Below are 11588 nucleotides of genomic sequence, written 5' to 3'. Positions count from 1 at the left end.
CTATATCGCTTGAAGTTGTCTTGGGCCGCCAAGTTCAAAACGCAGCCTCGCCAAGGATCGGAGTCTTGCTTGTATCCAAGTTTGTTGCAGGCTGGACCATATACTTGAATCATTTGGTCGACTTCATGTTGCATCTGAGCGGCATGCTCGGCCGGAGTCGTGGTGCAGCCGGCGGCCAAGGGAGCCAGTACCAAGATGAAGAGTATGCATAACGATTTCATTGTGCATATTTGATAAGGTAACCCACATTCAAGTTCCAAACTGCGAACAAACTGCATGGTTAAACTTCTGACAAGAAAAAGACTAGATCATAAAATGCGACGAAGCAGGGCTAAAAATGCAGACAGATGATTCTGCCCGTGTGCAAGAATATGGTTCCAGTCGCACAACCCTGTCGGGATAGAGTCATTCTGGAGACAAGCCACTGAACACGCTTCCCCTTCAAGCCGCAATTCGGGTTATTGAATCGCTTGCCGATGTCGACGAGCAGCAATGGAACGCTCTCGCCGGGGATCAGCCCTTTCTGCGCCATGAATTTCTCGCCACGCTGGAAAGCACCGGCTGCGCGTCTCATCGGGCGGGATGGATACCGCAGCACCTGACCTTGTGGCAAGGCGATATGCTGACGGGCGCAATGCCGCTGTATCTCAAGCTTCATTCATACGGCGAATACGTCTTCGACTGGGCCTGGGCGCAAGCCTACCAGCGGCACGGACTGGACTATTATCCCAAGCTGGTGAACACCATCCCTTTTACTCCCGTGAGCGGACAACGCCTGCTGGCAAATTCGCCTAAGGATCGTGCACTCCTGCTTTCTTCGTCAATAAAACTGGCGGGCGATGTGGGCGCCTCCTCGCTGCACTGCCTTTTCCCCACCGAGCAACAGGCCAGGGAAATGCAGGCGCAAGGCATGCTGCTGCGCAGCGGCGTACAGTTCCACTGGCGCAACCAGGACTATGCGGATTTCGACGCCTATCTCGCCGGCATGAATCACGACAAGCGCAAGAAGATCAAACAGGAGCGCCGCAAGGTCATGGAGGCCGGGGTCGAGTTCGCGCATATCAGGGGGCGTGATGCGACGCCTGCGCAGTGGGAGTTTTTCCACGAATGCTATAACACCACCTACCGCCGGCACCGCTCCACGCCCTACCTGAATCTGGATTTCTTCAGCACCATAGGCGCGGTACAACCGGAAAATGTGCTGCTCATCATTGCCAGCCGCGCGGGGCGGCCTATCGCCGGCGCACTGAATTTGTTCAATGCGCATACTCTCTATGGTCGCTACTGGGGGGCCACGGAAACCCTGCCCGGCTTGCATTTCGAAACTTGCTATTACCAGGCGATCCGGTTCTGCATCGACAACCGCATCAGCGTGTTTGAGGGTGGCGCCCAAGGCGAGCACAAGGTAGCGCGGGGGTTTCTGCCCACGCCCACCTGGTCCGCGCACTGGCTGGCCCACCCGGAGTTCTCGCGTGCGGTGGAAGAATTTCTGGCGCACGAGGCACAGGGAATCGCACAATACATGACCGAGCTTAACGAAAGCTCGCCGTTCAAAACCTCGGAAATCTCATAGATGTCTACATTCTTAACCGCCGCCTTGTATAAATTCGTCGCGCTTCCCGATTTTGCCGAACTCCGGGCACCGCTGCTGGCCGTTTCGACAACGGAGTCAAAGGCCCGCTGTTGCTGGCCGAGGAGGGCATCAACGGTACCATCGCGGGCTTGCCCGAGGGCGTGCATGCGGTCTTGGCATTCTTGCGGCGCGAAGGATTTGACGAGGCCTATCACCTTGAAGGCGGCATTTTGAAATACCTGGAAACGGTGCCGGTACTCGTCACACTGGACGGACGGGTGCTGGATGAAAGCCTGGACATCATGCTGTGGGCGCTGGAGCAACGTAATCCCGGTCAATGGTTAACCCCGGAGCAAGGCTCCCGTGCGGCCATGCTGGCGCTGATCGCGCAATGCGATGGAGAATTTAAATTTCACCTGGATCGCTACAAGTACCCTGAGCGTTATGAGAATGTCGATGCGCAAGCACACCGTATTGTGGGGCCAGCTTTCTGGAGGAGCTCAACACGCAGTTAAGCGCGCAGCCCTGGCCGCGATTGCAGGCCTGGCTGTCGGCGATCGTGGATGCAGAAATGTACGAACGCATCATGCAGAAATACCCTCAATGGCAGTCCGGCACGGCTGGCATTATTTTCCCATAGTCACTTGCTCCGCCACACGCTCGCCAGCCAAGGCTGCTGTTCCCGCGGCAGCCCGGCGGGGCGATAGTAGTGCGTCAGCTCGATAAACCCTGCTTCCACCATATATTGTCGCCAGGCGTCCAGATCGTAATACGCGCCATAGCGACCGCCGTTCCAGCCTTCCGAGTTATTGCCGCACGGATTGGAACTCAACAATACACCGCCCGGTTTCAGCGTCACGTGCAATTGCAGCAGCACGGCAGGCAGTTCCTGACTGGGGACATGAAACAGCGCGGCATTGGCAAACACGCCATCGAAATAATCACGCGGCAAATCCAGTTGCAGGAAATCCTGTTGCCAAACTTCACAGCCGCTATACGCCCGCGCCATTTCGGCAAACCGCACGGCGCCTTCCAAGCCCACCGCGCAATGGCCGAGTTCGGCAAACACCTTGAGATCGCGTCCCGGCCCGCAGCCGAAATCGAGGATGGTATGGGGTTGATCGCCCTCGATGTATTGCAGCAGCGTCGCAATATTCTGGCTCACATCATGATGGCGTGTGCCATCCCAAAAGCCTTGGGCATACTGATTGTAGTGCTGCAGCGTGAGTGTGGTGATTCTTTCCAGATCTTGCGGATTAAGTTTCATGTCTTTGGATGGCATCCTGTTCCCGGCACCGTCAAGCGCCATGTGCGGTTTCTTCCGGCCGGCAATGACGTTGTCGCGCCAGCCGCCACGACTATCCATGCTGCTAATCCGGCGACTGGCCCGGCCCGGTAACAATCTCGCCCCGTTCGGGCAAAAGGCGCAGTTATACCACCGGCCTTAGCTCGCCCCAATGATCGCCGTCCTCGTCTAGTCAGACGCTTTTAGCATTTCTTCCAGCAGCCAGCGCTCCAGCACCGCGATAACATGCGCCCGCTCTTCGTCGGTAAGCGCTTGCCCGCGCGGAATCCGGTGCCATTTCTCAAGGCAGTGACGACAGCAGCAAGCGGTGGCGTGCTGGGCGACGAATACCGGATGGCCGCGAAACGGGGTCTGCTTGCCGTCGTTGACGACAACCGCCGGGGCAAGGCGTTTTGCGATGAAGTCCTCGGCATGCGGCAGCACCACGGGCAAGCCCTTGCTCCGCAAATAGTCCAGGTCCTTGCCCCGCAGATGAAAACCGCGGCGGAAAGACGATTTCGCCAGCGCGGCAAAAATTTCGTCGAGCTCTCTCATACGGCACGTTGCGTCAAGGCAGCAGAACGCTCGACCCCGTGGTCCTGCGCGCTTCCAGGTCGCTGTGGGCCTGCGCCGCGTCGTCGAGCCGGTAGCGCTGCTCGATCTCGATCCTGACCTTGCCGGATTGCACGATGTCGAACAGGTCTTTTGCAGTTGCTTCCAGATCCCGCCGGGCCGCAGTATAGGTAAACAGCGACGGGCGCGTGACGAACAGCGAGCCTTTTTGCGACAGCAGGCCCAGGTCGAACGGCGGCACCGGGCCGGAAGCATTGCCAAAGCTCGCCAGCAACCCCAGCGGCTGCAGGCAGTCGAGCGAGCCCAGAAAAGTATCCTTGCCGACGGAATCGTAGACCACCCGCACGCCGGCGCCTTGCGTAATGTCCTTCACGCGCTCGACGAAATTTTCGCTGCGGTAGTTGATGCAATGATCGGCGCCGTGCTTGCGCGCCAGCGCGCATTTCTCATCCGAACCGGCGGTGCCGATCACCGTCGCGCCGAGCGCTTTCAGCCACTGGCAGGCAATCAGCCCGACGCCGCCGGAAGCGGCGTGAAACAGCACCGTGTCGCCGGCTTGCACGGCATAAGTCCGGCGGATCAGGTACTGCACCGTCATGCCCTTGAGCATCATTGCCGCGCCCTGCTCGAAGGTGATGCCTTCGGGCAGGATGCAGAGCCGGTCGGCGGGCAGGTTGCGCACTTCGCAATAGGCGCCCAGCGGGCCGCCGGCATAGGCCACGCGGTCGCCGGACCTGACCCAGGACACGCCGGCGCCTACCGCCTCGACGACGCCGGCCCCTTCATTGCCGGCGCCAGACGGCAGCGGCACCGGGTATAACCCGCTGCGCTGGTAGACATCGATGAAATTGAGCCCGCAGGCCATATGGCGCACGCGCGCCTCGCCAGGGCCGGGTGCGCCGACGGCGACGTCTTCGACCTGCAGCACTTGCGGACCGCCGGTCTCGTGGAATCGAACGGCTTTGCTCATCGTATGCTCCTTGCGGGGTATAGTATTACCCAGCATTATAGACATCGCCCGGTGAAACGATCGCCCATCGCCATAGCCGAGCCATCCGGTTTCAGGAGATACCACATGGCAACAGAGACTGCACCCTTGCTCCGGCACAGCTTTCCGCGCCTGCAGGACGGTACGCCCCAATCCCTGGACCAGTACGCCGGCAAGGTGCTGAGCTTTTCCGGCACGGTGACACCGAATGCGCCGGAGTTGCTGGCCGCGACCGACCGCCTGCCGGAGGAACACACAAATGCATGACCGCGCTGCCGGCGCCATTATCGGCGCCTTAATCGGCGATGCCCTTGGCCTCGGCTGCCACTGGTATTACGACCTGGACGAGTTGCGCCGCGACCATGGTCCGTGGATAGACGGCTACACCACGCCCAGACCGGGCCGCTACCACGCCGGCATGCAGGCCGGACAGCTGTCGCAGAGCGGGCTGATTCTGGTGATGCTGCTGCGCTCCGTGGTCGAGCATGGGCAATACCGGGAGGACGACTTCACCCGCCGGCTGGACGAGGAACTGTTTCCGCAGCTGGACGGCACGCCGGTGAACGGGCCGGGCGGCTATACCAGTCAGTCGATCCGCGAAGCCTATCGGCGCAGAGTGGAGCAGCATAAGCCCTGGAGCCAGACCGGCGGCCATGCCGATACTACCGAAGCCGCCGAGCGTGCCATCGTGCTTGCCGCACGTTATGCGCGAGAGCCAGCGAAAGTTGCCGAATACGTATCGTCCAACTGCCTGCTGACGCAGGCGGATGAGGCCATCGTCGCGATGACGACGGCTTACAATGTGGTCCTGTCGCAATTGGTCGCCGGCGAGAAGCTGGCGCCCGGCATTTCGCAAAAACTGATGCAGTTGGTGCGCAGCGGAGAGTTGCCGTTTCATTCGGTGGTAAAAAACAATTTCGCCCCGCCGCGCCAGGGCGATCCCGATCCGCCGCGGGCCGGACGCTTCTCTTCGCCGGATGCGCTGCTGACGCCGCAGTCCATCGCGCTGGCCGCCGCAGACCCGGACATCCGCATCGAACCGGCATGGAAGGTATCCTTAGTCTACGGCATGCCCTGCGCGATTTACCACCAGCTGCCTGCCGCCTATTATCTGGCGTCACGCTTCGCCGGCGACTTCGAATCCGCGGTGCTGCATGCGCTCAACGGCGGCGGCCAGAATATGTCGCGCGCGATGCTGACCGGCGCGTTGGTCGGGGCGCAGGTGGGGCTTGCGGGGATTCCGCAGCGTTTCATCGCCGGGCTGGAGAACGGCGAAGAACTGGCAGGCCTCGCGCAACAGCTCGCGGCGCAGGAGAATTAGCGTTTAACCCAGCCAATCCATTAGCTGGGCCTAATGCAGCTGCTGTAAATCCAGCTTGCGCAGCCCTGGGGCAAGCCGTGCGGTGGCCGCGACCACCGTCAACGTCATCAGCCCGCCGAAAACCACCGACGGCACCAGCCCCATCAGCCGCGCGGCCACGCCCGACTCGAAAGCCCCCAACTCGTTCGACGAGCCGATAAAAATGCCGTTGATCGCAGAAACGCGGCCGCGCATCGCATCCGGCGTCATCAATTGCAGAATCGTGGTGCGCAACACGATGGATACGCCATCGAAGATACCGGACAACACCAGCAACAGCGCGGCGACCCAGAAAGAAGTCGTCAGCGCGAACAGGATGATGCAGGTACCGAAACCGGCTACCGCCGTCAGCAACAGCCGGCCCGCGTGCAGGTTGATCGGATGGCGGGCGAGGATGACGCCGGTGATGAGCGCACCCACCGCCGGCGCGGCGCGCAGCATACCCAGCCCCTGCGGGCCGTAGTGAAACACGTCGTGAACGAACATCGGCAGCATCGCCACGGCGCCGCCGAACAGCACCGCGAACATGTCCAGCGCCTGCGCACCGAGGATGATCTGGTTGCCGAAAACGAAACGCAATCCTTCCCTGATGCTGGAAAACACCGGCACCGTTTCGGCCGGCGGCGGCTCGGCCACCTGCAACAACAGCAGGGATACCGCGGCACAAGCCGCCAGCAAGGCTGCGGCCGCATAGGCGACGGCGATGCTGGCCCAGCCCACCAGCGCCCCGCCCAATGCCGGGCCCAGCACCACCGCCAGCTGGAATACCGAACTACCCATGCCGGCGCCGCGGGCGTACTGTTCGCGCGGCAATACCAGCGCGAACAAGGCGCTGAAAGACGGGCCGATGAAGGCGCGGGCCAAGCCCACGCAGGCGATGGAAGCGTATATCCAGGCCGAGGGATGGCCCGGCAGCCAGCCGCCGGCAACCGCTGCCAGCACCCACGCATTCAGTCCCACGACAGCGCTGGCCAGCACGCCGAACATGCGGCGCGAATGATGGTCCACCGCGTAGCCTGCAAACAGCGCGCAGCAAAAATAAGGGATGACTTCGGCCAGTCCGATCAGGCCCAAGGCCAAAGGGTCGCGCGTCAATTGGTAAACATGCCAGCCGACCACCACCGCCATGATCTGGTAGGCCAGCACGATCTGCAGCCGGAAAGCCAGCAGTTTGAGAAAACCGCGATTGCGCAGCGGCGAGGTTAATTGTATGGGAAGGGAATTCATATTCGTAAAACTCGGAACACGATACCACACCCACTATTCCGTTCGGCCAAATACCAGTCTTCTGTGTATCGCCGAACAGAGCGGCAGTGGTTAAAGGAGGGTAATTTTTGTTGAACCGGTGCTGGGTGGGTTCGCCTCCAGCCTGCTGCCGGAGATTGCGCAGACATAAATCCCCATATGCAAGCGGCTATCCGGAATGCATAAAATCGTGGCCGACTGCGATGAATAGGCATACGATTATCTTTACCACGGCAACTAGCCATTCGGATACGCACCCAGCCGGATGGGGAAAGACAGGAGCATCATGAACCTGGACTTCAATTTCAACGAGTGGGCTTTTCTGGCGAAAACCAACCCCGAGGGTTTCGAGCGGTATCGATCGCAGTACATTAATCAGTTCCTGAGCCAGTCGGGCAGGCACAGGCACCGGTTGGAGGCGCTGCAATCGCGAATAGACGTGGAACGGGAGCAGGCGCCGACTCCCGAGGCTGCGCTGGCGGCGATTTCGCGCAAAATGTGCCAGTCGCTGTCCCTGCTGGGCGATGGAATGGAAAGTCTGAAAATGCTGCTGCCCCAGCCCCGCCCTTCCTGCTCCGCCATTTCCGCACCCAAGCGACGGTGCAAAACGGGTTGAATTTCGGAGTTCTACCGCAGGGCACACGGCGCAGGCTGAAGCCGAATTATTCCGAAGGCAGCACCTTGAAGCCTATGCTCTCGTCAGGCCCGGTTTCTTCGCTGTGGATCTCGGTGACGCTGGCCGACGGCGGGCCGCGCCTGCACCAGGCCTGAATTTGCTCCACCGCGCCGGGCTCGCCTTCGATATAAGCCTCCACCGTGCCGTCCAGGCAGTTCCTGACCCAGCCGCGAATGCCGCAGCGCTCGGCCTCGCACCGCATGGATTCGCGATACCAGACGCCCTGTACGCGACCGTGGATTTTCAGTTTTCTGGCGATTGTGTCCGACATAGGCCTATCTGCTTTCCGCTGAGGCCTAATATTACTCCCGCCATCGTTCCGTCCGATACCATGAAACGCCGCAAAGCGTTTTAGGCGTTAAACTGGATCCTGCGCTACTGAAGGAGTCGAGGATGTTCATCGCTGGCCTGGGCACCGCCAATCCGCCATATCGCTATACGCAGGCCGATTGCCTGCGGGCGCTGGAAGGCAGCCGCCAGTTTCTGCAGCTCAGGCCGGCTTCGCAGCTGCTGCTCGCCAGAATATTGCAGAACGCCCACGGCATCGCGACGCGCAATTTCGCACTTGCCGACCTGAGCCAGGCGTTCGACCTGGTGCCGGACACATTGCACCGCCGTTTCCTCGAAAACGCCCCCATGCTCGCGGCGCAGGCTGCCGCCCAGGCGCTGAACGAGGCAGGACTGACGCCCGCCGCCATCGATGCCGTGGTAATCAGCACCTGCACCGGCTACCTCTGCCCCGGCCTCACCAGCTATGTGATCGAACGCATGGGGTTGAGGCCGGAAGTGCTCGCACTGGACCTGGTCGGCCAGGGCTGCGGCGCGGCGATTCCCAATATGCGCAGCGCAGAAGCACTGCTGGCCGCCGGGCGCGCGCGGCACGTGCTGTCGGTGTGCGTCGAGGTGTGCAGCGCGGCGCTTTACCTGGACGACGACCCCGGCGTGCTGGTCAGCGCCTGCCTGTTCGGCGACGGCGCCGGCGCGGCGGTGCTGTCAGCGAAACCCGGCGCCGGGCCGCACACCATCGAATGGATGGACTGCGCCACCATCACCAATCCGCAAGACCGCGACCTGCTGCGCTTCGGGCATCGGGACGGCATGCTGAGGAACATCCTTTCGCCGCAAGTGCCCGAACTCGCCGCACGCTATGCGAAGGCGATATTGAACGAACTGTTGCCGCGCCACGGACTGGCGCAAAGCGACATTGCCGGCTGGGTCTGGCACGGCGGCGGCAAGACCGTGCTGGACGCGCTGCAGCAGCAACTGATGCTCGGCGATAGCGACGTGCGCATCAGCCGCATGATCCTGCACGACTACGGCAACCTGAGCAGCGCTTTCGTCTATTTCGTGCTGCAAGCCGCGCTGGCCGGGCAGCCGCGCCCCGGCTGGTGGTGGATGTCGTCTTTCGGCGCCGGCTTCAGCTGCCACGGCGCACTGCTGAGAATCTCATGAGGCACCCATGAGCCTGGCGCGCATCATCGAACCCGAATGGCTGGACGAACTGCCGCCCGACGCCCCGCGTGCGCTACGCTCGCGCCGCGACCTGCGGCGCCTGAACTTCATCATGGGCAATGCCGGCATTTTGCGGCGGCAGCTGCTCCTGCATCGCTCACGCCCGGCAACCATTGTCGAACTGGGTGCCGGCGATGGCACTTTCATGCTGGCACTCGCGCGGCGGCTGGGCATCGGTCCGGTCAACACCATCCTCGTCGACCGCCAGCCGAATATGGCCGAAAAGGCACAGCACGGACTGGAAGCTCTGGGCTGGTGCGTGGAATACGCGGTCGCGGATGTATTCGACTGGCTGGCAAAAACCGACCGGATGGAAGTAACGATCTGCAACCTGTTCCTGCACCATCTACCTCCGCCGGCGCTCGCCGCGCTGCTGGCCGGGTGCGCCGCGAAAACCTCGCTGTTCCTCGCCTGCGAGCCGGCCCGCACCCGGCTGGCCTTGGGCGGCAGCCACTTGCTCGGGCTCATCGGCTGCAACGACGTCACCCGGCACGATGCAGTGGCCAGCGTGCATGCGGGATTCTGTCGGCGAGAGCTGTCGGAACTCTGGCCCGACAAGCAAGCATGGCTGCTGGAAGAGCATGGTGCCGGGCTGTTCAGCCATGTCTTCGCGGCGCGACGGCAATAAGATGCCGCACTACGACGCGCTGGTGATCGGCGGCGGGCCCGCCGGCGCCACCGCCGCACTGCTGCTGGCGCGCGCCGGCTGTTCGGTAGGCGTGATCGAGCAAGCCGTTTTCCCGCGGCGAAAAGTGTGCGGCGAATTCCTGTCGGCAGGCAGCCTGCCGCTGTTGCGGGAACTGGGCGTCGCCGATGCTTTCGATGCCGAAGCCGGCCCCGAAGTGCGCGAAATCGGCCTGTTCGCCGGCCGCGCGATGCTCAAGGCACCCATGCCGCAGCCAGCCAAGCATGAGCGTCCATGGGGCCGTGCACTCAGCCGCGAACGGCTGGATACGCTGCTGCTGGACCATGCGCAACAGGCAGGGGCGGAAGTCTGGCAGCCGTGGAAAGCCGTCGGGCTGCAACGCGAGCAGGATTCTTTTAGTTGCAGCGCCAGAAATGCTGCCGCCGGAGAAACAGCGACACTGGCAGCCAGCATCATCATTGCCGCCCACGGCTCGTGGGAGCCCGGCAAGCTGCTTACGCAAGCGCTTCACCGGCCGGCGCACGACGCCGATCTGTTCGGCTTCAAGGCACATTTCAGCAATGCCGCGCTCGCTCCCGGCCTGATGCCGCTGTTGGTGTTCGCCGGCGGTTATGGTGGCATGGTGCACACCGGCAGCGACCGGGTGAACCTGTCCTGCTGCATACGCCGTGATCGCCTGGCGCGGGTACGCCAACAGGGCGACAAAGCCGGGGACGCAGTGCTGCGTCATATTCAACGCTGCTGCCTCGGGGTCGAACTGGCGCTGAAAAATGCCACGCTGGAACATCACTGGCTGTCCGCCGGGCCGATCAATCCCGGCATCCGCGAAGCACCGTTGCCGGGGATTTTTCTCGCCGGCAACACCGCCGGCGAAGCCCATCCCATCATCGCCGAAGGCATCAGCATCGCGATGCAATCGGCGTGGCTGCTGAGCCAGGCTCTGATTCCCGGCCGGCAGCGGCTGGCGGACGAGGATTTCCTGCGCGAGGCGGCAAGCAGCTACCGCTCTGCCTGGCGCCGCCATTTTTCGACGCGCATCCGCGCCTCCGCATTGTTTGCCCAGCTGGCGATGAGGCCGCTGACGGCGGCGCTGCTGTTGCCCGCGTTCAGGCTGGCGCCTGCGCTACTGACCTCGGGCGCCCGGCTGGCCGGCAAAGCCGTAATGGTCGTGTAAGCGGAAACTTACCGGCGGTGCCCCGGCGCACCCGCAACAGTTCGTTCAGCGTCACCATGCCGGCCAGCTCGCTTTCGCCGCCGCCCCGCACACATTTTGTGCCAAATCGGGTACGTCGCACTGACAACAGGCGGGGAAAATCGGGAGCGCGACAGCAACCTGTGGCTGTTTCTCAACGTGTCGGCCCAGGTCATCAACCGACGGCGCGACCACGAGCCCTTTTTTGCCGACCTGCTGGCGCATTACGCGGTTGCGCCGCGGCAGATCGTAGTGGAGATCGTCGAAGGCGTGATCCCGGACTTCAACCTGCTCACCGAAACGGTCGAATTCTACCGGGATGCCGGCTGCGTAGTAGCGATCGACGATTTCGGCGCCGAAGCCTCTGATAGCGAGCGCATCTGGCGCGCCAGCCCGGATACGTCAAGCTCGACCGCAAAATCATCGCCGCCGCGGAATTCAACGACAAGGCGCGGCGCGTGCTGCAAGCCACGGTCGCGCTGATCCATGAAGCCGGCAGCCTGGCTTTGCTGGAAGGTGTAGAAAATGCCCGGCAGGC

The 11588-nt window shown here is 62.3% G+C and carries 14 protein-coding genes and 1 pseudogene; 10 read left to right on the top strand and 5 right to left on the bottom strand.

The annotated features are described in order from the left end of the window. The 3 genes from VGK14_RS01860 to VGK14_RS01850 form a co-directional block, all read left to right on the top strand. The coding region (locus VGK14_RS01860) for a hypothetical protein (protein ID WP_331507226.1) at positions 1-212 on the top strand (212 nt) is incomplete at its 5' end. A 212-nt stretch (positions 213-424) separates the two neighbouring features. Next, positions 425-1573 carry a GNAT family N-acetyltransferase gene (locus tag VGK14_RS01855; RefSeq protein WP_331507227.1) on the top strand — a complete coding sequence of 383 codons (1149 nt, stop codon included), beginning with the start codon at positions 425-427 and terminating at the stop codon, positions 1571-1573. 110 nt (positions 1574-1683) lie between these two features. After that, positions 1684-2088: a hypothetical protein gene (locus tag VGK14_RS01850; protein WP_331507225.1), complete on the top strand. Its 405-nt coding sequence runs from the start codon at positions 1684-1686 to the stop codon at positions 2086-2088. Between the two features lie 125 nt (positions 2089-2213). Here VGK14_RS01850 and VGK14_RS01845 read toward each other — a convergent pair whose 3' ends face one another. The 3 genes from VGK14_RS01845 to VGK14_RS01835 all read right to left on the bottom strand — a co-directional run bounded on the left by VGK14_RS01845 (position 2214) and on the right by VGK14_RS01835 (position 4401). Beyond that, positions 2214-2939 (bottom strand): class I SAM-dependent methyltransferase, encoded by a 726-nt coding sequence (locus VGK14_RS01845; protein ID WP_331507224.1) that lies wholly within the window; start codon positions 2937-2939, stop codon positions 2214-2216. 108 nt (positions 2940-3047) lie between these two features. Continuing rightward, positions 3048-3413, bottom strand: coding sequence for a DUF4186 domain-containing protein (locus VGK14_RS01840; protein WP_331507223.1), 366 nt, complete (start codon positions 3411-3413; stop codon positions 3048-3050). A gap of 13 nt (positions 3414-3426) precedes the next feature. Beyond that, positions 3427-4401 (bottom strand): quinone oxidoreductase, encoded by a 975-nt coding sequence (locus VGK14_RS01835; protein ID WP_331507222.1) that lies wholly within the window; start codon positions 4399-4401, stop codon positions 3427-3429. A 105-nt stretch (positions 4402-4506) separates the two neighbouring features. Here VGK14_RS01835 and VGK14_RS01830 point away from each other — a divergent pair, with 105 nt between their 5' ends. Then, positions 4507-4686: a hypothetical protein gene (locus tag VGK14_RS01830; RefSeq protein ID WP_331507221.1), complete on the top strand. Its 180-nt coding sequence runs from the start codon at positions 4507-4509 to the stop codon at positions 4684-4686. Next, positions 4679-5740, top strand: coding sequence for an ADP-ribosylglycohydrolase family protein (locus VGK14_RS01825; RefSeq protein ID WP_331507220.1), 1062 nt, complete (start codon positions 4679-4681; stop codon positions 5738-5740). The genes VGK14_RS01830 and VGK14_RS01825 overlap by 8 nt, the downstream gene beginning before the upstream one ends. Before the next feature lie 30 nt (positions 5741-5770). On the opposite strand, the gene VGK14_RS01820 is transcribed toward VGK14_RS01825, so the two are convergent. Beyond that, positions 5771-7006, bottom strand: coding sequence for an MFS transporter (locus tag VGK14_RS01820; protein WP_331507219.1), 1236 nt, complete (start codon positions 7004-7006; stop codon positions 5771-5773). Between the two features lie 304 nt (positions 7007-7310). On the opposite strand from VGK14_RS01820, the gene VGK14_RS01815 reads away from it, so the two are divergent. Beyond that, on the top strand, positions 7311-7640 hold the full coding sequence (locus VGK14_RS01815; RefSeq protein WP_331507218.1) for a DUF3135 domain-containing protein: 330 nt from the start codon (positions 7311-7313) through the stop codon (positions 7638-7640). Between the two features lie 46 nt (positions 7641-7686). On the opposite strand, the gene VGK14_RS01810 is transcribed toward VGK14_RS01815, so the two are convergent. After that, positions 7687-7971: an acylphosphatase gene (locus VGK14_RS01810; RefSeq protein WP_331507217.1), complete on the bottom strand. Its 285-nt coding sequence runs from the start codon at positions 7969-7971 to the stop codon at positions 7687-7689. Between the two features lie 122 nt (positions 7972-8093). On the opposite strand from VGK14_RS01810, the gene VGK14_RS01805 reads away from it, so the two are divergent. The 4 genes and pseudogenes from VGK14_RS01805 to VGK14_RS01790 form a co-directional block, all read left to right on the top strand. After that, positions 8094-9152: a type III polyketide synthase gene (locus tag VGK14_RS01805; RefSeq protein WP_331507216.1), complete on the top strand. Its 1059-nt coding sequence runs from the start codon at positions 8094-8096 to the stop codon at positions 9150-9152. Between the two features lie 7 nt (positions 9153-9159). Further along, positions 9160-9840: a class I SAM-dependent methyltransferase gene (locus tag VGK14_RS01800; protein WP_331507215.1), complete on the top strand. Its 681-nt coding sequence runs from the start codon at positions 9160-9162 to the stop codon at positions 9838-9840. Then, entirely contained in the window at positions 9815-11032 is a 1218-nt protein-coding gene (locus VGK14_RS01795; protein WP_331507214.1) for an NAD(P)/FAD-dependent oxidoreductase, read from the top strand. The genes VGK14_RS01800 and VGK14_RS01795 overlap by 26 nt, the downstream gene beginning before the upstream one ends. A 177-nt stretch (positions 11033-11209) precedes the next feature. Beyond that, positions 11210-11586 (top strand): annotated as a pseudogene (locus tag VGK14_RS01790) (EAL domain-containing protein); the annotation flags it as partial. Positions 11587-11588: the final 2 nt, after the last annotated feature.

The sequence above is a fragment of the Novimethylophilus sp. genome (genome assembly GCF_036504375.1).
Lineage (GTDB): Bacteria > Pseudomonadota > Gammaproteobacteria > Burkholderiales > Methylophilaceae > Novimethylophilus.
This window is presented reverse-complemented; position numbering and strand designations above follow the sequence as displayed.